This is a genomic window from Arboricoccus pini, from assembly GCF_900187945.1.
Taxonomy (GTDB): Bacteria; Pseudomonadota; Alphaproteobacteria; order Geminicoccales; family Geminicoccaceae; genus Arboricoccus; species Arboricoccus pini.
In genome coordinates, this window is sequence record NZ_FYEH01000016.1 from 64,584 (window position 1) to 87,075 (window position 22,492).

General features: G+C 66.8%; 19 protein-coding genes and 1 pseudogene. 9 read left to right on the forward strand and 11 right to left on the reverse strand.

Annotated features, from left to right (window positions below; genetic code table 11):
- Nucleotides 1–9 precede the first annotated feature (9 nt).
- From CFB17_RS16775 to CFB17_RS16805, 7 genes are all read right to left on the reverse strand, one after another.
- Complete coding sequence (locus tag CFB17_RS16775) at nt 10–1,431, reverse strand: short-chain fatty acid transporter (RefSeq protein WP_088562727.1); 1,422 nt, start codon at nt 1,429–1,431, stop codon at nt 10–12.
- Between the two features lie 96 nt (nt 1,432–1,527).
- Entirely contained in the window at nt 1,528–2,913 is a 1,386-nt protein-coding gene (locus tag CFB17_RS16780) for an FGGY-family carbohydrate kinase (RefSeq protein ID WP_088562728.1), read from the reverse strand.
- The gene (locus CFB17_RS16785) at nt 2,910–3,926 is read right to left on the reverse strand and encodes an ABC transporter permease (RefSeq protein ID WP_165769672.1); all 1,017 of its coding nucleotides are present in this window, start codon (nt 3,924–3,926) and stop codon (nt 2,910–2,912) included. Before CFB17_RS16785 ends, CFB17_RS16780 begins: the two co-directional genes overlap by 4 nt.
- On the reverse strand, nt 3,923–4,897 hold the full coding sequence (locus CFB17_RS16790) for an ABC transporter permease (protein ID WP_088562729.1): 975 nt from the start codon (nt 4,895–4,897) through the stop codon (nt 3,923–3,925). The genes CFB17_RS16785 and CFB17_RS16790 overlap by 4 nt, the downstream gene beginning before the upstream one ends.
- 16 nt (nt 4,898–4,913) lie before the next feature.
- Nucleotides 4,914–6,401: a sugar ABC transporter ATP-binding protein gene (locus CFB17_RS16795; protein ID WP_088562748.1), complete on the reverse strand. Its 1,488-nt coding sequence runs from the start codon at nt 6,399–6,401 to the stop codon at nt 4,914–4,916.
- A gap of 100 nt (nt 6,402–6,501) precedes the next feature.
- Nucleotides 6,502–7,521 carry a rhamnose ABC transporter substrate-binding protein gene (gene rhaS / locus CFB17_RS16800; protein ID WP_088562730.1) on the reverse strand — a complete coding sequence of 340 codons (1,020 nt, stop codon included), beginning with the start codon at nt 7,519–7,521 and terminating at the stop codon, nt 6,502–6,504.
- Between the two features lie 60 nt (nt 7,522–7,581).
- Nucleotides 7,582–8,385: a DeoR/GlpR family DNA-binding transcription regulator gene (locus CFB17_RS16805; RefSeq protein WP_088562749.1), complete on the reverse strand. Its 804-nt coding sequence runs from the start codon at nt 8,383–8,385 to the stop codon at nt 7,582–7,584.
- A gap of 149 nt (nt 8,386–8,534) precedes the next feature.
- Between CFB17_RS16805 and CFB17_RS16810 the strand changes: the two genes are divergently transcribed.
- Nucleotides 8,535–10,628, forward strand: coding sequence for a bifunctional rhamnulose-1-phosphate aldolase/short-chain dehydrogenase (locus CFB17_RS16810; protein WP_088562731.1), 2,094 nt, complete (start codon nt 8,535–8,537; stop codon nt 10,626–10,628).
- Between the two features lie 13 nt (nt 10,629–10,641).
- On the forward strand, nt 10,642–11,934 hold the full coding sequence (gene rhaI, locus CFB17_RS16815; RefSeq protein WP_088562732.1) for an L-rhamnose catabolism isomerase: 1,293 nt from the start codon (nt 10,642–10,644) through the stop codon (nt 11,932–11,934).
- On the opposite strand, the gene CFB17_RS16820 is transcribed toward rhaI, so the two are convergent.
- Nucleotides 11,931–12,947 (reverse strand): LysR family transcriptional regulator, encoded by a 1,017-nt coding sequence (locus tag CFB17_RS16820; protein ID WP_207762151.1) that lies wholly within the window; start codon nt 12,945–12,947, stop codon nt 11,931–11,933. The genes rhaI and CFB17_RS16820 overlap by 4 nt on opposite strands.
- On the opposite strand from CFB17_RS16820, the pseudogene CFB17_RS16825 reads away from it, so the two are divergent.
- The 5 genes and pseudogenes from CFB17_RS16825 (at nt 12,946) to CFB17_RS16845 (ending at nt 18,387) form a co-directional block, all read left to right on the forward strand.
- Nucleotides 12,946–13,697: pseudogene (locus CFB17_RS16825) on the forward strand (TSUP family transporter). The gene CFB17_RS16820 and the pseudogene CFB17_RS16825 sit on opposite strands and share 2 nt — an antisense overlap.
- Nucleotides 13,698–13,933: 236 nt before the next feature.
- Nucleotides 13,934–14,515 carry an NADPH-dependent FMN reductase gene (locus tag CFB17_RS16830; protein ID WP_088562751.1) on the forward strand — a complete coding sequence of 194 codons (582 nt, stop codon included), beginning with the start codon at nt 13,934–13,936 and terminating at the stop codon, nt 14,513–14,515.
- 193 nt (nt 14,516–14,708) lie between these two features.
- Nucleotides 14,709–15,869, forward strand: a complete 1,161-nt coding sequence (locus CFB17_RS16835) for a GGDEF domain-containing protein (protein ID WP_088562733.1) — start codon at nt 14,709–14,711, stop codon at nt 15,867–15,869.
- 110 nt (nt 15,870–15,979) lie between these two features.
- Nucleotides 15,980–17,047 carry a histidinol-phosphate transaminase gene (gene hisC, locus CFB17_RS16840; RefSeq protein WP_088562734.1) on the forward strand — a complete coding sequence of 356 codons (1,068 nt, stop codon included), beginning with the start codon at nt 15,980–15,982 and terminating at the stop codon, nt 17,045–17,047.
- Nucleotides 17,048–17,202: 155 nt separating this feature from the next.
- Nucleotides 17,203–18,387, forward strand: a complete 1,185-nt coding sequence (locus CFB17_RS16845) for an MFS transporter (RefSeq protein WP_088562752.1) — start codon at nt 17,203–17,205, stop codon at nt 18,385–18,387.
- Between the two features lie 34 nt (nt 18,388–18,421).
- Here the strand turns inward: CFB17_RS16845 and CFB17_RS16850 are convergent, their stop codons facing one another.
- The 3 genes from CFB17_RS16850 to CFB17_RS16860 form a co-directional block, all read right to left on the reverse strand.
- Nucleotides 18,422–19,156, reverse strand: coding sequence for a 3-keto-5-aminohexanoate cleavage protein (locus CFB17_RS16850; RefSeq protein WP_088562735.1), 735 nt, complete (start codon nt 19,154–19,156; stop codon nt 18,422–18,424).
- Nucleotides 19,157–19,195: 39 nt separating this feature from the next.
- Nucleotides 19,196–20,101: an NAD(P)-dependent oxidoreductase gene (locus CFB17_RS16855; RefSeq protein WP_122984980.1), complete on the reverse strand. Its 906-nt coding sequence runs from the start codon at nt 20,099–20,101 to the stop codon at nt 19,196–19,198.
- A 160-nt stretch (nt 20,102–20,261) separates the two neighbouring features.
- Nucleotides 20,262–21,035, reverse strand: coding sequence for a helix-turn-helix transcriptional regulator (locus CFB17_RS16860; protein WP_088562736.1), 774 nt, complete (start codon nt 21,033–21,035; stop codon nt 20,262–20,264).
- Nucleotides 21,036–21,142: 107 nt separating this feature from the next.
- Here CFB17_RS16860 and CFB17_RS16865 point away from each other — a divergent pair, with 107 nt between their 5' ends.
- Nucleotides 21,143–21,916: a class I SAM-dependent methyltransferase gene (locus tag CFB17_RS16865; protein ID WP_088562737.1), complete on the forward strand. Its 774-nt coding sequence runs from the start codon at nt 21,143–21,145 to the stop codon at nt 21,914–21,916.
- Between the two features lie 340 nt (nt 21,917–22,256).
- A partial coding sequence (locus CFB17_RS16870; RefSeq protein ID WP_133063944.1) for a hypothetical protein occupies nt 22,257–22,492 on the forward strand: 236 nt, incomplete at its 3' end.

Genomic DNA, 22,492 nt, shown 5'->3' on the forward strand with positions numbered 1-22,492 from the left:
GGCGGATAGCTAGGGGAGGAGGGGTGGCAGATAGTCGAGCGTCTGGCCCAGTGCCCAGAGGAGGACGAGGACGAGCGGGACATGGACGATGAGCTGGACGAAGGTGAATCCGACCAGATCGCGCGCCTTCAGGCCCAAAACCCCCAGGAGCGGCAGCATGTAGAAGGGGTTGATAAGGTTCGGCAGCGCCTCGGCCGCGTTATAGATCTGCACGGTCCAGCCCAGATGATATTGGAGCTGGATTGCGGCCTGCATGACGTAGGGGGCCTCGATGATCCACTTGCCGCCGCCTGAGGGGATGAAGAAGCCGAGAACGGCTGAGTAGACGCCGACCAGGAAAGCAAAGTTGTCGTGCGAGGCGATGCGCAGGAAGAAGGCGGCGATGAGATGTGCGAGCGTCTGGCCGCCCGATCCCGGCACCGCTGTCAGAATGGTGGCGATCGAGCCGTAGAGCGGGAACTGGGTCAAGACGCCGGTCGTGGTCGGCACTGCGCGGGCGACCGCATCCAAAAAGCTGCGCGGCCGCCAATGGAGGAGGGCGCCCAGCATCAAAAAGAGAAGATTATAGGTGTTGAGCCCCGAGATCGCCTGGGTGGCGGGCTTGGCGGCGAATTCCTGCAGCAGCCAGCCGCCGGCCAGCAGGACGAGGACGATGATGAGGAGGGGGCTGTGCTCCAGCCATTCGCCGGGCCGGCTCGGCCGGCCGGCCGGCGGGGCGGCGAGAGCCGGATCGATGCCGCAATCGGCAGCATCGCGTGCGCTCTCTGGGCCGGGCGCGGTGCGGTAGGCGATGAATAGCGAGACCAGGAGGAGGGCCAGGAGCATCAGGCCAGACTGCCAGAGAAAGATCGTCTGGGTGAAGGGGATGAAGCCGGTGATGGCCAGGATCGAGGGTGGCAGGCTGGCGGGATTGGCCTGGAGCTGGGCGGCGGAGGAGGAAAGGCCCAGCGCCCAGACGGCGCCAAGGCCCAGATAGGCGGCGGCACCGGACGCGCGATAGTCCATCTTGAGATCGGTGCGACGGGCGAGCGCACGTGCCAGAAGCCCGCCGAAGACGAGGCTCAGGCCCCAGTTCAAAAGTGCCGCCAGCATGGCGGCCAGGGCCACCCAGGCGACGGCGGTCCGACCGTTCCGGGGTACCAGCGCCAGCAGATCGATCAGCCGCGCGACCGGCCCAGAGGTCGCGACGACATAGCCGCCAATGACGACGAAGGCCATTTGCATGGTGAAGGGAATGAGGCTCCAAAAGCCGTCGCCGAAGGCCTTGGCGGTCGTGGCCGGGGATGCCCCCATGAGGAGGGCGGCCAGGGCGGCCAGGAGAACGCCCAGCGTCGCGAACACCCAGGAATCCGGGAACCAGCGCTCCGCCCAGTCGGCGCAGCGAAGCGCCAGACGGGCGAGCGTGCGCTCCTTTGATGAGATTGACGCCAACGGGACCTCCCTTCTTCTCGCTTGCTTAGCGCTTGTCGTCGCCGCCACGCCCGATGCGATCCATCCCCCGTTAAGGGCGGCTCCTGCGGTTCGGCCTCAGCCTTGGCTGGCGGCCTCCGCCCTGGTCCGCCAGAGCGCCCGGTAGGCGACAAGGCCTGGCATGGCGAGGGGGGATGCTGGCTCCAATCGCGGCGCATGGTCGGTGACGCCGGTGGCCAGGAGCCAGGCACCGCCCAGTGTCCCGGCCTTGTCGGGGCTCCGGCTGACGCGGTCCTTTGGGCGAAGCGTTGCCAGGATCGAGGCAAAGAGCGGGTTCTGGGCGAAGAGACCCTCCAGCACGATCTCGCCCTCCTGGTCCAGGAGGTCGAGGTCGACGTCGGTCAGCAGCGCCGTATAGAGCGTGGCCAGGGTCGCGCGCTCCACCGGCGACAGGTCCTGCGCGCCGACGATCCGCCCCTTGCAGCCGGCAAAAGGACCGCCCGTGGGCGAGAAGGAGGGCAGCGCCATGATGCCCGCCGCGACGAGCCGCTCCAGGGCGGCGGCGTCCGGCTTGGCCTCCAGGCCGTCGGCGCCGGCCACGGCCGCGTATTCGCGCCCGCCCATGAAGCGGGTGGCGGCCGTGGGCCTGCCGGACGCGTCGACATTGGCCAGCATGTCGCGCGCTTCCTGCAGGCGGCCGAGATCGGCGCCGGCGCAAAGGGCGATGATCCAGGTACCGGTCGAGACGACGGCAAAGCGCTCATCCGCCGGCCGGACGGCGCGGTGGCGCCAGTAGGAGGCATTGGAATCGTGGATGCCGCCCATAACCTGGATATCGGCAGGCAGGCCGGTCCGGGCGGCAAGCTCGGGCCGCAAACGACCAGCCGGCTCCGTGGCGCTGATCAAGGGCGGCATCAGCCGCGCCCAGCCCTGCCGGGCGACGATGGGGGCAAGGCGGCGGTGGCGGGGATCCCAGAGATCGCTGTGAGCGCCAAGGCTGGTGGGCTCGATGGCGCGTACGCCCGAGAGCCTGAAGGTCCAGTATTGCGCCCAGGTCAGGCAGGTGGCGGCGCGGGCGAAGAGTTCGGGCAGCCTCGTCTGCATGAAGAAGAGCTGGCGGCCGAGATTGAGACCCAAGGGGAGGTCGGGCGAGAGCGTCACCGCGAAGGGATCGCGGATGTCGCGATAGGCCTTGGCCACCTCGTCGAAGACCGGATCCTCATAATCGGGCGCCGCCAGGAGCGTCCCGTCCGCGGCGAGGAGGGCAAGCCCGGCACCGTGCGCCACCGGCACGATCGTGCGGATCTCCTCCTTCATCGGCAACCCGGCCAGGCCTTCCAGGAGCCAGGCCTCGAGGCCGGCCACATCCAGCTCGCGAAAGACGCCCTGCCTGCCCTGGCCGTTCGCCCGCTGGATGGACCAGACTTCCTCGCCATTCTCTGCCTTGAGGAGGGCCAGCCGGGCGTTCGTCTTGCCGATGTCGAGGACAGCCAGGAGGCTCATGTGCCCCTCCTTGCCGCCCGCATCTGCCGAAAGAGGATCGGCAACGCGATGACGCCGATCAAGAGGCCGCCGACGACGATCGACATGACGATGCCCGGCACGTTCAAGAGCCCCAGGCCGAAGGTGACGAGGCCCATAAGGAGGGCTGCCAGGACGACGCCCACGATCGAGCCCTTGCCGCCCAGGATGGAGACGCCGCCCAGGATGGTGATCGTGATGATGTCGAGCTCCCAGCCGACCGCGATCGAGGGACGCGTCGAGCCCAGGCGCGAGGTGAGAAGGACCGAGGCCAGACCGGCGGCACCGCCGGTCAGCGTGAAGAGCCAGAAGCGGTAGCGTTCGACGCGGATGCCGGAGAAGAGGGCTGCGGTGGGATTGCTGCCGATGGCGACGATGCGACGGCCGACCACGGTGAAATGCAGGACGATGCCGGAAACGAGGGCCAGCGCCAGGAAGAGGACGAGCTCGAACGAGACGAGACTGAAGGCATAGCCCTGGCCGAAATAGGCGAAGTCCGGCGGGTAGGCCTTGAGGACCTTGTCACCGAGGACGGCATAGGCGATGCCACGATAAAGGCTCATCGTGCCGATCGTGGCGACGATGGCCGGCACCTTGAAGAGGGTGACCAGGGCACCGTTCAGGGCCCCGCAGAGGAGGCCCGCCAGCACGCCCATGGCGACGATCGCGGGCAGGCCGTAGCCAGCAGCGGCGGTCATTCCCATGGCGACCGAGGCAAGCGCCATGATGCCGGCCACCGAGATGTCGATCTCGCGGGCGATGATGAGCAGCGCCATCGGCAAGGCGACGATGGCCTTCTCGGTGAAATTATAGGTGAGGTCGGAGAGCGTGTAGGGGTCGAGGAAATAGGGCGAGGCCCAGCTGTTCAGGCCGAACGTGGCCAGGACGACCAGGAGGAGGAGCCATTCCCAGCGCATGAAGGGACGCTTCCTCGCGGAGTGGACCTCGCGATCCGCCCTGACGTCGGCTGCCAGCTGCTCGATGCTGAGGCTCATGGCCTTGCCTCCTCGAGGATGCGCCGCGGGCTGGAGTGGTCGCCCCTGGCGTTGAGAATGACGGCGATCGTGATGACCAGGCCCGAGATCGCCATCTGCCAGAAGGGCGAAACGCCGACGAGCGGCAGCGCGTTCTTGATGATGCCGAGAAAGAGGGCGCCAAGGACGACGCCTGCCACCGTGCCGACTCCGCCGGAGATCGAGACGCCGCCGATGACGCAGGCGGCGATCACCTGCAATTCGAAGCCCTGGGCCACGTCCGTATAGGCGACCGCAAAGCGCGAGACCCAGAGATAGCCGGCAAGCCCGGCAATGGCGCCCGAGGCCGTGAAGGCCAGGAACTGCATCCAGCCGACATCGATTCCGGCATAGGTTGCAGCGCCAGGGTTGCCGCCGGCAGCGTAGAAATTCCGGCCGGTGACGGAGAGCCTGAGGGCCAGTGCGAAGAGGATGACGCCGACCACGGCCAGCCAGGACAGCACCGTGAGGCCCAGCATCTGCGTGCGGATGAAGCCCAAAAAGGACTCCGACATCTGGTTGGAATTCACCCAGGCACCGCCGGAGGCAACATAGACGGCGCCCCGGTAGACCGAGAGCGTGCCCAGCGTCACGACGATGGAGGGGATCTTGAGCTTCCAGACCAGGACGCCGTTGAAGGCGCCAAGGAGCGCGCCGATCAAGGGGGAGAGGATGACGACCGGCAGAACACCCCATCCTGGGTGCGCCTGGTTCAAGAGGGCCACCAGCATGCCGGTCAGGGCAAGGTTGGCGGCGACCGACAGGTCCACGGCGCGGGTCAGGAGGACCAGCATCTGACCCAGGGCCAGAAGGACGAGGATGGCCGTGTCGTCGAGCAGATCCGCCAGGCTCCTGGGCGTGATGAAGTCCGGGAATTTCAGCGCCACGCCACCTAGAAGGAGGAGGGTTATGACGAAGAGGCCGACATCCCGGTCGATCTTGTGCAGCCGCATGGCGCTGCTTCCTTTATCAGGCATCGGTGGCGGCCCGGATGATGGTCTCGGGCGTGGCGGTGGCGCGCTCGAAAAGGCCGACGGAGCGGCCGCGCCGCATCACGAGGATGCGGTCGGCCATGCCCATGACCTCCGGCAGTTCCGAACTGATCATCAAGATCGCCAGTCCCTGGCGCACCAGGGCACCCATGAAGCGATGCACAGCCGCCTTCGAGCCGACGTCGATGCCCTTGGTGGGCTCGTCCAGGATGAGCACCTTGGGATCGGTCGCCAGCCATTTGGCGATCACCACTTTCTGCTGGTTGCCGCCTGAGAGCTCCTCGACGTTCTGATCGAGGCTGGCCGCCTTGAGCTGCATCGCCTGCGCCAGGATGCTGGCGGTCTTGCGCTCCTTCCGACCGGAGAGAAAACCGGCTTTGGCGTAGTGGCCGAGCCTTGCCAGTGTCACGTTTTGGAAGATCGGCAGCGTCAGGACGGCGCCCTGGCTCTGGCGATCCTCGGGCACGTAGGCGATGCCGGCCTTGATGGCCTGGCCGGGGTGAGCAAAGCGCACCGCCTGGCCATCAAGGAGCAGATGGCCGGCTCCCAGCTGCGAGACGCCGAAGATGGCGCGAGCCATTTCGCTGCGGCCCGAGCCGACAAGGCCGTAGATGCCCAGGATCTCGCCCCGCCTGAGGGTGAAGTCGATGCCTTCGAATTCGGGCAGGCGGGTCAGGCCCTGGGCTTCCAGGACGGGCGGGCCGATCTTGGCTTCCGTCTTGGGAAAGACCTGGCCCACCGGGCGGCCGACCATGAGCGCCACCAGCTCGTCACGGCTCGTCTGGGCGAGACGCCCGGCACCGACGGCGGCCCCGTCGCGAAAGACCGCGTAGCTGTCGGCGATCGCCTCGATCTCGTCGAATTTGTGGCTGATGAAGAGGATGGCGCGCCCCTCGGCGCGCAGGCGGCGGACGATGGCCAGCAGATCCTCGATCTCGCGATGCGAGAGGGCGGCCGTGGGCTCGTCCATGATGACGACCCTGGCATCGACTGAAAGGGCGCGAGCGATCTGCACGAGGTGCTTTTGCGCGACGCTCAGCTGGCGCATCGGCGTTGTCGGATCGAGGTCCGATTCGAGTTCTTTCAGGATCGCCCGCGAGCGGGTGGCCATCAAGGCCCAGTCGACCGCGCCCAGCCTCGTCCTTGGCCGGTCCTCGATGAAGATGTTCTCAGCCACCGTCAGGTCGTCGAAGACCACGGCTTCCTGGTGGATCGCGGTGATGCCGAGGCTGCGGGCATGGGCGGCCGACGTGACGGCGACGGGTTGGCCGCGCAGGCGGATCGTGCCGCCGTCGGGGCGATAGACGCCGGTCAGGATCTTGACCAGCGTCGACTTGCCGGCACCGTTTTCGCCGATCAGAGCGGTGACCTCGCCGGCGCGCAGTTCGAGCGCGCCGTGGGTGAGCGCATGGACGCCGGCAAAGGATTTCGTGACGCTCTCGAGCGTCAGGATCGCTTCCGTCATGGATATACCAAAGGCAGGCGGCGGCCGCATGGGGGCCGGCGCGTCGATCACCGATCATGTCTGTGGGCCGGGGATCGGTCCCCGGCCGGCTGCGGGCGCTTCAGAAGATCTTGGCGAACTCTTCGACGTTCGACTTGTCGTAGGTGAAGGGCTTGGCCATCGCGCCCAGGCCCTTGTCGTCGAAGGCGATCTCGCCGACCCGGCCGACCTTGACGGTCTTGCCCGGGCCCACGGCATCCGGGGTGCGTACCATCTGCACGGCTATCTGCGCCGTCGAGTAGCCGAGATCGATCGGGTTCCAGATGGCGAAGCTCTTGACCGTGCCGGACTTCACATGGCCTTCCAGTTCGGAGGGCAGGCCCAGGCCCGTTATCCAGACCTTGCCCGAGAGGCCCTGGTCCTCGATGGCCTTGGCACCGGCGACGATGCCGATCGTGGTCGGCGAGATGATCCCCTGGATGTCGGGATGCTGCTTCAAGAGCGCCTGGGTCTCGCGATAGGATTTGTCGGCCAGATCGTCGCCATAGGCGATGGTGACGAGATCCAGGCCCTTGAAGCGGTCCTCGGCCAGATCCTTCTTCATCACCCCGATCCAGACATTCTGATTGGTCGAGGTGGGGGTGGCCGAAAGGATGGCGATCTTACCGCTGCCGCCGATGGCATCGGAGATGAGGTTCAAGCAGGCCTCGCCGATCAGGGCATCGGAGGAGGGAGCAAGATGGACGGTGCGCGCATCCTCCGCCACGCCGCTGTCGAACGACATGACCTTGATGCCGCGCGCCTGCGCCTTCTTGAGCGTCGGCGCCACGGCGTCCGGATCATTGGCGGATATGGCGATGGCGTCGACGCGCTGGGCGATCAGCGCGTTCAGCACCTCGATCTGTCCCTCGGCCGTGGTCGTCGTCGGCCCGGTATAGATGATCTCGACGCCGCCCAGTTCCTTGGCCGCTTCGTTAGCACCCTTGTTGGCGGCATCGAAGAAGCCGTTGCCCAGCGACTTCGCGACCAGGCCCAGCTTGACGGGCTTGTCGGCCGCCATGGCGAGGTTCGCGCCGGCCAACGTCGTGCCGGCCATCGTCAATAGGGCGGCGGCCCCGGCCATCAATCTACGTCTTTGCATCTGCTAACTCCCTGATGGGGCCTGTTGGCTCGCCCCTTGAATGATTGTGATTGTCCGGTGCTAGGCCACGAGGCTTGCGTCCCGTTCGCTCTTCGTATTGGCGATGACGACCTCGAGCCCGGCCTTGCGCAGCCGGGTGAGGTCTTCCTCCGTCGCACCCTCATCCGTGATCAGAAGATCGATCTTGGCAAGGGGGGCTACGATCATCGAGGCCCTTTGACCGAGCTTGCTGCTGTCGGCCAGGACAATGATGCGCTCGGCGCGCTCGAAGAGCTTGACCTCGGACTGGGCGATCAGCGGGTCGGCCTCGATCAGCCCGAAGGGATTCAGGCCGTAGCAGCCGGTGAAGAGCTGACCCGCCCAGAAATTGCTCACCACGTCGTTTTCGAAGGGCGAGAGGATGATGCCCTGCTCGCGAAAGACGCGTCCGCCCGGCAGCGTGACCCGGTGGCGGCCCTGGCTCATCAGGCCGGCGGCGATCGGAAAGGAATTCGTCAAGATGTCGAGGTCCTTGTCCTGGAGGAAGTCGACCATCTGCAGCGTTGTCGTGCCATTGTTCAAGATGACGCTGGAGCCGGGCTCGACCAGCGAGGCCGCCATGCGGGCGATCACCCGCTTCTCGCTTGGCGCCTTGCCGCGGCGGAGCGCGAAGGGTGCGCCTGCCAATTGCGTCTGCGGCCGGGGGCGCAAGGCTTCGGCACCACCCCTGACGCGGCGCACCTCGTGCCGCAGGGCCAGGGCGTTGATGTCGCGCCTGACCGTGGCCTCGGAGGCGCCGAGAAGCTCGACGAGGTCGGCGACGCTGGCCACGGCGCGCTCTTCGACGAACTTCAAAATGAGACGGTGGCGCTCGCGTTCGAGCATCGTTGTGCAATCAACCTCGGTCAGCCTGATCCCTATTTCGATCATTTCATGGCAAATCGGCCGGTCTGTCAATCGGTTATGATTGCAGTTGACGAAATATGATCGGAGATGATTGTATCTGCGCAAATCGCCAAAAGGGAGGCCGGCACATGGCAGAGGCGCAACTGCTGCAGAACAAGTGGGACGATGCCAAGGCTGCGAGCCTGAGGCCCGAGGAGTTGCTCCTCTACCGCTCCAACCTCCTGGGCTCCGACAAGCGCATCACCAATTATGGCGGTGGCAATACATCCTCCAAGATCCGCATGCCCGATCCGCTGACGGGCGAGGAAGTGACCGTCCTTTGGGTGAAGGGCTCGGGCGGCGATATCGGCTCGATGAAGCTGGACGGCTTCTCCACGCTCTACATGGACAAGCTCCTCTCACTGCAAAAGCTCTATCGCGGGCCTGAGCAGGAGGACCCGATGGTGGCCCTCTATAACCACTGCACCTTCAATCTGAACCCCCGCGCCACCTCGATCGACACGCCCCTGCATGGCCTGATCGACCGGCCGCATGTCGACCATGTCCATCCCGATGCCGTGATCGCCATTGCGGCCTCGGCCGACAGCAAGGCGCTGACAAGGGAGATCTGGGGCGACGAGATCGGCTGGGTGCCCTGGCGGCGGCCCGGCTTCGAGCTCGGCCTCTGGCTGAAGCGCTTCGTCGAGGAAAACCCCAGGGCCAAGGGCTGCGTGCTCGAGGCGCACGGGCTCTTCACCTGGGGCGACACGCAGAAGGAGTGCTACGAGACCACGATCGGCACGATCAACAAGGCCATCGCCTGGCTGGGGCGTCAGAGCGAGGGCAAGGTCATCTTCGGCGGGGAGCGCGTGGCCGCGGCCAGCCCGGAGAAGCGGGCGGCGGTGGCGGCCGGGCTGATGCCGGCCATTCGCGGCCTGATCTCCAAGGACAAGCCCAAGCTCGGCCATTTCGACGACCAGCCGGCCGTCCTGGAGTTCGTCGGATCGGCGGACCTCGACCGGCTGGCGCCGCTCGGTACCTCCTGCCCGGACCATTTCCTGCGCACCAAGATCCGTCCTTTGGTGCTGCCCTTCGATCCACAGAAGGACGAAGTGGCCGACCTGATCGCCAGGCTGGAGCCGCTGGTCGCCGGCTATCGAGAGGATTACGCGGCCTATTACGCGCGCTGCAAGCATGCCGATTCGCCAGCCATGCGCGATCCCAACCCCGTCGTCTACCTGATCCCCGGCATCGGCATGATCACTTTCGCAGGCGACCGGGCGACGGCCAGGATCTCGGCCGAGTTCTACGTCAACGCCATCAACGTGATGCGCGGTGCCGATACCGTCTCGACCTATCGCGGCCTACCCGAGCAGGAAGCCTTCGACATCGAGTACTGGCTCCTTGAGGAGGCCAAGCTCGCCCGCCTGCCCAGGCAGAAGGCGCTGGCCGGCAAGGTCGCGCTCATCACGGGTGGCGCTGGCGGCATCGGCACGGCGACGGCGCGCCGCCTGATGGGCGAGGGCGCTTGTGCCGTCATCTGTGACATCGACAAGGAGGCCCTGGCCGAAGCGGAGGCTGAACTCGCCCGGGAATTCGGCAAGGACGTCGTGCGCGGCCTTTGGGTCGACGTCACCAAGGAAGAGGCGGTGGCCAGCCTGTTCGCTGAGGCGGCCCGTGCCTTTGGCGGGCTGGACATCTGCGTCTCCAACGCCGGCATCGCCTCGGCGGCGCCGATCGAGGAGACGACGCTGGCGCTCTGGCAGCGCAACATGGACATTCTCTCGACCGGCTATTTCCTCATCAGCCGCGAGGCCTTCAGGCTGATGAAGGCGCAAGGTATTGGCGGCTCGATCGTTTTCGTCGCCTCCAAGAACGCGCTGGTGGCCAGTGCCGGTGCCTCCGCCTATTGCACGGCCAAGGCCTCCGAGGTGCAGCTCGCGCGCTGCCTGGCGCTCGAGGGTGCGCCGCACCAGATCCGCGCCAATGTCGTCAATCCCGATGCCGTCCTGCGCGGCTCGCGCATCTGGAAGGGCGAGTGGGGCACCGCCCGGGCGGCCTCCTACAAGACGGACTCCGACGGCCTCGAAGAAGTCTATCGCGAGCGCAGCCTCCTGAAGCTCTCGGTCTATCCCGAGGACATCGCCGAGGGCATCGCCTTCTTTGCCTCGTCCATCTCCGCGAAGTCGACCGGCAACGTCTTGAACGTCGATGCCGGTCACGCGCCCTCCTTCACACGCTGAACGGAGGAGCAGCATGATCGACCAGAACCGGATCGCCGCGGCCAACGCCCGGCAGGAGGCGGATCTGCGCGCCGATTACGACGCGCTGGCCCACCAGTTGGACCGCCGTGGTGTCAATATCGAGCGCATCACCGAGGCGGTGATGGCCTTCGGCGTGGCCGTGCCCTCCTGGGGCGTCGGCACGGGCGGAACGCGCTTTGCCCGCTTTCCGGGCCCTGGCGAGCCGCGCCACATCTTCGACAAGCTCGAGGATTGCGCCGTCATCCAGGACCTCACGGCCACCACGCCCAGGGTCTCCCTCCATTTCCCCTGGGACCAGGTGGAGGACATGGACGGCCTCTTCGAGAGCGGGCGCGCGCTTGGCCTGGCCTTCGACGCCGTCAACTCCAACACGTTTCAGGATCACCCGGCCGACCCGCGCCACCCGCTCTCTTACAAGTTCGGCAGCCTCTCCCACACCGATCCGGCCGTGCGCCAGCAGGCGGTCGAGCATAATGTCCTTTGCATCGAGCTCGGCCGGAAGGTGGGTGCCAATGCCCTGACCGTCTGGATCGGCGACGGCTCGAACTTCCCGGGCCAGGCTCATTTCGCCCGTGCCTTCGAGCGCTATGTGGAATCGATGCAGGCGGTCCATGGCGACCTGCCGGAGGGCTGGAAGCTCTTTCTCGAGCACAAGATCCACGAGCCGGCCTTCTATTCGACCGTCATCCAGGACTGGGGCAGCTCGCTCATGGCGGCACAGGCGATCGGCCCCGCCGCCCATTGCCTGGTCGATCTCGGCCACCACGCGCCCAACGTGAATATCGAGATGATCGTCGCCAGGCTGGCGGCCGCCGGCCGTCTGGGCGGCTTCCACTTCAACGATTCCAAGTATGGCGACGACGATCTGGACGCGGGCTCGATCGATCCCTTCCGCCTCTTTCTCGTCTTCAACGAGCTGGTCGACGCCGAGCGGCGCGGCCTTGCGGGCTTCGCGCCCGCCTACATGCTGGACCAGTCGCACAACGTCACCGACCCGATCGAGAGCCTGATGACAAGTGCGATCGAGGTGGCGCGCGCCTATGCCCAGGCGCTGATCGTCGATCGCGCCAGCCTGGACCAGCACCAGGAGGCCAACGACGTCATGCTGGCGGCGCAGACCCTGAAGCGCGCCTTCACGACCGACGTGACGCCGATCCTGGCCATGGCGCGAGCGCGCAAGGGTGCTGCCATCGATCCCTTGGCGGTCTACCGGGCCTCCGGCTATCGCCGCCAGGTGGCCGAGATCCGCCCGGCCGCCAAGGGTGGTGGCGGCGGCATCGTCTAGCCCGGCTGATCCGCCATTGCCGCCAGATGCGCGAAGAGCTGGCTCGCGGCAGGTGCCAGGATCGCGTCGCGTTGCCGGCAAAGGAGGAGCTGGCGTCGCGCGAAGCTGTCGCTGAGCGGCGTCAGGCGCAGGCCGAACCTGTGAGCGAATGGCCTTGCCGTCGTCGCCGGCAGAATGGCAAGTCCCACGCCATCGGCCGCCAGTCCGGCCAGGGCCTCCTCGCTGCGCACGCGCAGCCTGACCTTGAGCGGGTGGCCGCGTTGCAGGGCCTGCCGCTCGACGTGCGTCTGCAGTGCCCCGTCGGCCATGCCGACGAAGGGCAAGTCCAAAAGGTCGGCGAAAGCGACCTCCTCTGACTGCAATCGCGGATGCTCGCTGCTGCCCAGCGCGACCAGCCGGTCCGGCGCGAAAGGGAGGGTATCCAGGTCGGCGGTCTCGGTCGTGTCGGCAACGATGCCGATCTCGGCAAAGCCGCCCGCCAGCCCCCGGACGATATCCGGGCTCGACCGTTCCAGCAAAGTGAGGTCGACCAGCGGCCGGGCTGCCAGCCAGGGGCCCAAGTGCTGGGGCACTAAGACGCTGCAAGCCGCCGTGTTCGCCCAAAGCCGGATCGTCGCTCGTTGGCCCTTAGCGTGACCGGAGAGGTCGAGATGCAGTTGCTCCATCTGGGCCAGCACGCCACGCGCATGCCGGGCCAGGTCCAGCCCCGCTGCGGTCGGCACGACGCCGCGATGGTGGCGCTCGAGGAGACGCAGCCTGGCACGCTCCTCCATTTGCCGCAGCCGCTCGCTGGCCGCCGGCAGAGACAGATGGACGAGCGCGGCACCGTGCGTGATGCTGCCAGCCTCGCAGACGGCGCGAAACAGCCGCAGGTCGACGAGATCGAAGCGCATCCTTTCCCCGCAGACGGCTGGCCCTGACATGCCGGGCGCGCTGACTTCATCATAGCCGAAGTCTGGCTTGGGATCATCCGCATTGCGAGCCAGGCGGGCCCGGGCCAGGAACTGGCGCATGGACTATCTTTCCTTGTCGTTGCTCGTCTCCGTCACCTTCGTCGTGGCCGGCATGGTCAAGGGGGTGACCGGCATGGGCTTGCCAACCGTCGCAATGGCCATCCTTGGCAGCCTTGTGGCGCCCAAGGCAGCCGCGACGCTCCTGCTGTTTCCCTCGCTCGTGACCAATCTCTGGCAGATCAGAGGGCCGAAGCTGAGGCCATTGCTTCGCCGCCTGGGCATCATGCTGGCGGCCATCGCTCTTGCGACCTGGCTCTCGGCCGGTTTCCTTCCTGGCCGGAGGCGACGCGCATCGGGCGACCCTGGCGCTGGGCCTGGCCCTGATGCTCTACGCGCTCCTGGCTCTCATTCTGCCGCCGCTCCGGCTACGGCCGGCACTGGAGCCCTGGCTCGGGGCGATCGTGGGCGGCCTCACCGGGGTTGTCACCGGGACCACCGGTGTCTTCGTCATCCCGACCGTGCCCTACCTTCAGGCCCTGGACCTGGAGCGCGATGAGCTCGTCCAGGCGCTGGGCCTGTCCTTCACCGTCTCGACGCTGGCCTTGGGCCTTGGGCCTGGGGCTCTGGAGCCACGGCGCCGTTGCCATGGATTATCTCCTGGCCTCGCTCGCGGCTCTCCTGCCGGCTCTCCTGGGCCAGTTTCTCGGCCAGTGGCTGCGGCATCGCGTCGGCGGCGCGGCCTTTCGTCGTTGGTTCCTGATTGTCCTTTGTCTCCTCGGTGGCGAGATGGTGTTGCGCGGAGTCCTTTGAACCGGCCCTCGCAAGTCCTGGCCCGCATGATCGGGTGTGCTCGAGAACGAGGCGCCTCGCGATCCGCTCAGCCTTAATCGCCAGCAGGCCGGCAGCTTAGGCCGGTCCGATTGGGCCGCCGCGCTATCGAGGTAGCGGCCGAGGCTTATGGGTCCGGCGCGTTCGCCGACCCGCGGAACAATCGGCCCCGCACGCTGCTAGGAACAGGCGGAATATTCGGCCGCGAGGGGGGCATCATGGCACTGGATCTGGTTGTCATCTATGGATCGGTCAGGAGCGACCGGCAGGGCATCCGTTTCGCCCGCTACATGGTCCGAAGGCTGGAGGCGGCCGGCCATCGCGTGCAGTTGCTCGATCCTCTGGAACTGACCCTGCCGCTCCTGGATCGCATGTACAAGGAATATGCCGCCGGCACGGCGCCGGCCGCGCTCGAGAAGATCGCCTCCATCATCAAGCCGGCGGACGGCTTCGTCATCGTCAGCGGCGAATATAATAACGGCATCCCGCCGGCCTTGAAGAACCTGCTCGACCATTTCCTTGAGGAATGGTTCTGGCGACCCTCGGCGATCGCCTGCTACTCGACCGGCAGCTTCGGCGGTGTGCGGGCGGCGATGCAGCTTCGCGCCTGCCTGGCCGAGATGGGCATGCCCAGCATCCCCTCGATCCTGCCGGTGCCGAAGGTCCAGGACGCCTTCGCCATGGACGGCACCCCGGTCGACGCAGCGGCCTGGACGAAGCGAAGCGGCAAGTTTCTCGCCGAATTCGAGTGGTACGTCAGGGCGCTGGCGAGCGAGCGCGCCAAGGGAACGCCCTATTGAGCCGACGGCGCGATCCATATTAATATTCGGCCCCCTTATGATTGGATATTCGGTAAATAAATAAATTGAAGAAAATACCACATATTTTATCATTATTTATGAAGATAAGTCTAAATTTAACTAGGAAGTGAAAATTCGCGCGTCAGGCGCTATGAGTGCTTTATAGGTTGCGTGGCCTGCGGGCGGATATTTGATGTCAAATCTCGATTCATTCACGCTGCTTGTCGCAGTCGTCGTCCTTTATCTCGTCGTCGGCGCCGTGCTCTTGGCGCTGTGGTGGCGAGAGCGCCTGGCCGCCCTGGGCTGGTGGGCGGCGGCCTTCGCCTTGACGGCCATCGGCTTCGTCGTGGTGGCGCAGGGCTATGGCTGGAACAGCTATTTAGAGCGCGTGGCTGGCGTGTTGATATTTATCCTGGCCTTCGCCTGCGCGCTCGCGGCGGCGCAGGTGGTGAGCGGGCACCGGCCGGCCAGGTGGGCTCTCGTGGCTGGCCCGCTGATCTGGCTGCTGCTTACCATGTTCAGCGGGCAGACGAGCTTCGCGACGCACATCGCGATCTCCTCGGCCCTGTTTGGCGCCTATAGCTTGGCCACGGGTGTCGTTCTCTGGCGCTCCGCCGGGGGAACCCGTCTGCCGTTGCGCCTGGCCGCGGCCTGTCTCTGGTTGGCGCACGGCTCCGTCTTTCTTCTTCGGCTGGTTTTCGGTCTCGGCATCGGCTGGACGTCATCGCTGGTCGTCCTCTGGGGCAATTTCCTGATCCTTGAAGCCATTATCTTCGTTAGCGCACTGGCGGTGCTGGTGGCCGGAATGACGATCGAGCAGCGGCATCTCGATCATCGCCGCCTCGCCTACACCGATCCCTTGACCGGGCTGGGCAATCGCCGCGCCTTTGAGCAAATGCTGGACAGGCTGATGCCGTTGCCGCCGGTGGCACCGCCCTGGCCGGTGCTGCTCCTCATCGATCTCGATGGCTTCAAGCAGATCAACGACGCCTTTGGCCATCCCGAGGGCGACAGGTTACTCGTGGCGTTCGCGCGCGCGATCCAACATTGGCTGGACGAGCCGGGCGCGTTCTGGCGTCTAGGCGGCGACGAGTTCGCCATCCTCTTGCAGGGCCGGAGCCTGACCGAGGCACGTGCCACCGCCGAGCGGGTGTGCCAGACGATCAAGGAGGTGAGCTGCAGGCTCGTCGCACCCGGGCAGGGGCTGACCCTGACCGTCGGCCTTGCCCTGGGAGCGCCGGGCATGCGGCGTGTTGATCTCGTGGCCGAGGCGGACGTCCAGCTTTATCGTGGCAAGAACGAGGGGCGGGACAGGGTGATCGGGCCAGCCGCGCCGGATGCGTCGGCGGCCTGAGCGGCTTGCGCTTTGCCCGAATTGCCTGCGCTTTGCCCGAGTTGCTTGCGCTTTGAAAGCCGGCGTGCATCAAGACGCCCCATCCTTCAGCCTTCCTGTCGAGCCTGCCCATGAGCCGTTTTTGGAGTCCGATCGTTCGTGACCTGACACCCTATGTGCCGGGCGAGCAACCGAGGCTCGAGGGTCTCCTCAAGCTCAACACCAACGAAAATCCCTATGGCCCCGGGCCGCACGTGCTGGCCGCCATCAAGGCCGAGGTGGAGGACGGGCTGCGGCTCTATCCCGATCCCACGGCCGAGCGGCTGCGCGCGACGATCGCCGCCTATCACGGTCTGGACGCGGGGAATGTCTTCGTGGGCAATGGCTCGGATGAGGTGCTGGCCCACACCTTCAAGGGTCTCCTGCAGCATGAAGGTCCGCTGCTCTTTCCCGACATCACCTACAGCTTCTATCCCGTCTATTGCGGCCTTTTCGGCATCGCCTATCGGACCGTGCCGCTTGATGCGGCCTTGCAAGTGCAAATCGAGGATTTCGCGCCGGATGCCGGGGCCATCATTTTGCCCAACCCCAATGCGCCGACCGGCAGTGTACTGCCGCGCGAGGCGATCGAGCGGTTGCTGCTGGCCCATCCCCAGGCCGTTATCGTCATCGACGAGGCCTATGTCGATTTCGGCGGTGAGAGCGCCATTCCGCTGATCGCCCGCCATCCCAATCTGCTGGTGGTCCAAACGCTTTCCAAGGCGCGCTCGCTGGCTGGCCTGCGGGTGGGGCTGGCCTTTGGCGATCGGCCGCTGATCGAGGCGCTGGAGCGGGTCAAGGACAGCTTCAACTCCTATCCCCTGGATCGGCTGGCACAGGCCGGCGCCCGGGCGGCCTACGAGGATGTAGCCTGGTTCGAGGACAGCCGGGCCAAGGTCATCGCCAGTCGGCGACGCCTGGAAGTGGGCCTGCTTGCGCTGGGCTTTGAGATGCCGCCCTCGGCCGCCAATTTCGTCTTTGCCCGCCATCCGCGCCATGAGGGTGCCATGCTGGCAGCCGCATTGCGCGCGCGGGCGATCATCGTTCGCCGCTTCGACAAGCCCCGTATCGCCGATTATCTGCGGATCACGGTCGGCACCGATGCCGAGGTCGACCGTCTGCTCGCCGCCCTGGAGGAGATCCTGGCCGAGGCAGGCTGAACCGACCTTGCGGTCGGCGATCGCTGGCGACCCCGGGGCCGGAGGTGCCCTCATCCTTGCGCCGCTGGCTGAGTGGTCTGCCGATTATGCACTTCCTCGCGTGGGGGCGATCGTGCATGCGCTCGGTGACATTCCTGCGTTCGGAGTCCATTCCCTTGCCGCTGCCGCTCCTTGCCCTCGCGATCGCCTCCTTCGGGATCGGCACCAGTGAATTCATCATCATGGGCCTCCTGCCCGACGTCGCCCGCGACCTCGTCGTCACGATTCCGACGGCGGGCCTGCTGGTCACGGGTTATGCAATCGCGGTGACGCTGGGCGCGCCGATTCTGGCCATCCTGACCGCGCGCCTGCCGCCGCGATGGACACTCTTTGCCATGGTGGTGATCTTCGCCATCGGCAATCTCGGCTGCGCCCTGGCGCCCAATTACGGCTTCCTGATGGCGGCGCGCATTGTCACCGCGCTCAGCCATGGCACCTTCTTTGGCGTCGGCGCCGTCGTCGCTGCCGGGCTCGTGCCGCGCCACAAGCGGGCCTCGGCCATCGCCCTCATGTTCGCGGGCCTGACGCTGGCCAACGTGCTGGGCGTGCCGCTCGGCACGGCGCTGGGCCAGGCTTTGGGCTGGCGGGCACCCTTCTTCGGCGTCATCGCGATCGCGATTTTGGCCTTGATCGCGATGTTCCTCTGGCTGCCGCGCACGATCGCGAATAGCGGCGGCAACATCCTGGACGAGTTCAAGGTGCTGACCCGCCCGCAGGTGCTCTTGGCCATGAGCATGAGCGTCCTGGCCTCGATGAGCCTTTTCTCGGTCTTCACCTACATCACGCCGTTGCTCGAGCATGTGAGCGGCGCCTCGCCCGCGGCCGTGACCTGGATCCTCCTCCTCTTCGGCGTCGGCCTGACGCTCGGCAACGTTCTGGGCGGCAGGCTGGCGGACTGGCGGCTCATGCCGTCCCTGCAGCTTCTTTTGGGTCTCGTGACCCTGGCACTCGGCCTGTTGACGCTGACGGCCGGCAATCTGCCGATGGCGGCGGCCACCATCTTCGTCTGGGGCATCCTGGCCTTCGCGCTGGTCTCGCCTATGCAGCTCCGGATCGTCGACAAGGCGGCCGAGGCGCCCAATCTCGCCTCGACCCTCAATCAGGGCGCCTTCAATCTCGGCAACGCCACCGGTGCCTGGCTGGGCGGTGCCGCGATCACCGCTGGCGTCACCTACGACCATCTCCCCTGGATCGGTGCCGTCGTCGCCCTCCTGGCCCTCCTGGTGACGGCCTTTGCCGCGCACAGCGATCGCGGCGCGGCGTCGGGTCCGCACGGCGAGGCCCCCTGCCAGACCGCCTGAAAGTCGGGGCCTGTCTGGCAGGGCGCTCGCACCGTTAATTGCCCTCAGCCGCGCGGATGAGTGCGGCGGCCGCCGCCACCAGTTCGCCATTGCCCTGCGCCGGCCGGCCATCGGGCAGGACGTCGACATCCTCAAGACCGGTCCTTATCGCGTGTCCCTCGGCCAGGGCCCGGCGGTTGACGGCCCATGAGGCGATCCCCTCGCCATGGTGGACCTGCTGCAGGGCGATGCCGGCATCGAGGATGAGCCTCGACATGGCGCGCGCATGCGTGACGGCAGCGCCGATGTCGGTGTCGAGTGGCTCGATCATCACCCGGTGGCATTGCGGCGCCAGGCCGGAGACGATGAAGGCCCTGGCATCGTCCAGGCAGAGATTGCCGGCCTCGATCGCGACGCCGCGCGAAAGGAGGAGCTGGCAGAGCTCGACGATGCCGGCCTCGCCCTGGTTGGCGGTCACCAGGTCCGGCCAGTCCGTCCAGGCGGCGATCCTCGCATGGCGAATGGCGGGATCGGGCTCGATCGTGGCCGACGTGCTCAAGGAGAGCGAAATGCCCGGACAGGCCGCGCGCACGGCCCGGATGGCGGCGGCGCAATGCGCGGCGTCGAAGGTTTCCCTGCCGTCCGGGGCATAGGGATGGAAATGCAGGGATTGCGCGCCGGCGGCCACGGCCGCCTTAGCCTCGCGGGCAATCTCCTCGGGCCGCTTGGGGGTGGCCGGATGGTCGCGATTGCCGTTGAGGGCCGCCTGCAGGAAAGTCCGGGTCGACATGGGGCGTCCTCGCGCTCGTCGGAAGGCGACCGGCTGGCCTCAGCCAAGGCGCCCGGCGATCTCCAGCGCCTGACGCATCAGGTTGGCGGAGGCCTCGGGCGTGCGAAAGGCGCTGTGGGCCGAAAGCGTGACGTTATCGAGCCCGGTCAGCGGATGGCCGGCCGGCAGCGGCTCCAGGGCGAAGACGTCGAGGGCGGCGTGCCCCAGCCGGCCCGATTTCAGAGCCTCGATCATGGCCGCTTCGTCGACGAGGTCGCCGCGCGCGGTGTTGACGAGAATGGCCCCCTCCGGCAGGCGGGCCAGCCGCTCGGCCGAGAGAATGCCGCGCGTGCTGTCATCGAGGAGGAGGTGGAGCGAAAGAAATTGGCTCTGCTCCAAAAGGGTGTCGAGCTCGACGAAGGTGATGCCAGGCTCGGGCCGTGGCGTGCGGCTCCAGACGAGGACGCGCATGCCGATCGCCCGGCAGAGCATGGCCATCTCGCGGCCGATTCCGCCATAGCCCATGAGGCCCACCGTCTTGCCGGCCAGCTCCGGACCTTCGGTCCGCCGCCAGGTGCCGGCCCGCATGGCGCGGTCCATGGCGGCAAGGCCGCGGGCGGCGGCGAACATCAAGGCGAAGGCATGCTCGGCCACGGCCCGGTCGCCATAGCCTTTGATGATGTGGACGGTGATGCCGAGCTCTGCCAACGCCTCGGGATTCATGTAGCTGCGCGCACCAGTGCCGAGGAAAATGACGTGGCGCAGTCCCTGGCAATGCCGCATGACCTCGGTCGGCATGAAGCTGTGGTCGTTCAAGGCGAAGTCGTAGCCGGCGAGGAGACCGGGCAGCGTCTCGGGCTCGACCTGCGCTGCCAGATTGAGGTCGACCTCGATCCCGGCCGGTCGCGGCTGGGCGTCGAGTGTCGCCGCCAAAGCCGGACTCGCATCGATGAACAGACCCTTCACGCGCCACCTCCCTCTTTCGTCATGCGTGCCCTATCGACTGTCACGAAACCCCGCTTGCGCTCAAGCATCAGGCGACGCGGTCGTGACAACTCCCGCTCAAGCAGCGCGAAGCGCGGTAGCGGCAGTCCCGCTCAAGCAGCGCGAAGCGCGGTAGCGGCAGTCATGTCGCCTCTGCCGCCCCCGGCGGCAGAGGCGTGAGCACATGCAGCTTCAGTCCCATCCGGTCAGCCAAATCGAAGCTCGTCTGCTGGTAGTGGACAAGGCCGCGCTCGGGATGGCGAAAGCTGCGCTGGCCGCCTGTCCTGGCGGTGACCTGATGCGCCTGCCAGGCGGCCTTGAAGACGGGACTCTTGCCGCTGAGTTCCTCGACCAGGGCGGTTCGTGCCGGCGCGCCAAGACCGCCCGCTTCCTTCCTGAACTCGGCCACCAGGCGAAAGGCGCGGCTTTCCCAGGGCAGGATGAGGTCGCGCGCCGCCGGATCGAGGAAGACGAAGCGCAGCAGGTTCGGCCGGTCTCCCCGGCCCAGCCACGGTGCCATGAGATCGGCCGCCGGCGCGTTCCAGAGCAGGGCGTCCCAGGACTGGTCGAGCAGGTAGGCCGGTGCGGTTAGGGCGGCCAGGCAGGCGCGCAATGCCGCCTCGTCCGCGTGATCGGCCGTCGGCGGCGCCGGGTCGTGCAGGCCCGCCAGCTCGAAGAGATAGGCCCGCTCGGCCGGGGCCAGCCGCAGGACGCGCGCCAGCCGGTCGAGTGCTGCCGGCGAGACGCCGATCTCGCGGCCCTGCTCGATCCAGGTATACCAGGTGACGCTGAGCCCGGCTGCCTGCGCCACCTCCTCGCGTCGCCAGCCGGGCGTGCGGCTTGGCCGCGTGCCCTGGCCGATCAGCGGCGGCAAGGCGTGGCGGCGGCGGCGGACGAAATCGCCAAGCTCGATCATGGTGGTACTCATACCAGCATAATGACGGAACTTGCTGGCTCCAGCCAAGCGCCTATCGGAGGACGAAGCGAACCCTGAAAGAGGGTCGCCGAAAAGGACGAAGACCAATGAGCAGCAGGACACAGGAAGCCGTTTCCAAAGCGCAATATGGCGGGAGGGCCGAGGCCTATCTCAAGAGTGCCGTCCATCGCGCCGGGCCGGACCTCCAGGCGATGGCGGCGCGGCTGGAAGGCCATCGAACGGCACGCCTGCTGGACCTTGGCTGCGGCGGCGGCCATCTGGCCTTCACCGCAGCCCCGCTCGTCGCCGAGGTGACGGCCTATGATCTGTCGCCGGAGATGGTCGCGGTCGTGGACCGGCATGCGGCCGAGAACGGACTGCACAATATCAAGACGGAGACCGGCGGTGCTGAGCACCTGCCGTTCGAAGATGGCAGCTTCGATATCGTCGCCACCCGCTTCAGCGCGCATCACTGGCGGGATTTCGATGCCGGCATCGCCGAGGCGGCCCGCGTCCTGAAGCCTGGCGGTATCGCTCTCCTGGCCGATACGATTTCGCCCGGCCCGGCCATCCTCGACACGTTCATGCAGAGCATCGAGGTGCTGCGCGACACCAGCCATGTGCGCAACCGCACCCGTGCGGAATGGGAAGCGGTGGTCGAGGCGGCCGGCCTCGTGCCAGGCGCGTTCACGCCCTTTCGCCTGCGGCTCGACTTCGCCAGCTGGACCGAGCGGATGCGCACGCCCACGGAGTTCGTCGTTGCCATGCGCCGGCTGCAAAAGGCTATGGCGGACGAGGTGCGCGCGCATTTCGCCATCGAGGCGGACGGCTCCTTCACCATCGACACGATGCTGCTCGAGGCGGCTAAGCCCGCAGCCTAGTAGGCCGGAAAAGGTCGGTCCGTGCGGCTCCTCGGCGGCCCTCCCCTCGGATGGCCGGTCCGGCGTGGGTTCGAAAATGCAGCGCCACGGCCGCCCCGGTCCAGCCATTGCCTGTAGCTGGCGATGCCCTGGGCTAGGCTCGCGACAAGAGCGTGAGGAAGAAGCCTTCGGCGACCCTCGGCGATCTGATGATCGACGTCTTGCTGCGCGAGCACGGATCGACAGCTTTGCTGTCGATGGGCCGAAAGGCCCCTGGACCCCATGGGGTTGGGTGGGTCGGACAGCGGGTGGCGCATGAGACCGATTGTATAAGGACTATATTCCTTGTACAGTGGGCCCCATGGACTGGACCGATCGCCTCGCCTCCAAGCCGCCACGGCGCCGCTACCCCTTCTGGGCAAGACGCGACCGCAGGCGCACGGCCCAGGCCATGGCGGCCGGACGTAGCGCCCAGGAGATGGCGCTCGTCAATCGCGTCCCGGTCATGGAAGTCGAGAAGCTGCTGCGGGACGAGGAGTTCCAGGAGCTGCTTCGGCATTACAGCGCGGTGGCATCGCTCCCTTATGAGGAGCGCAT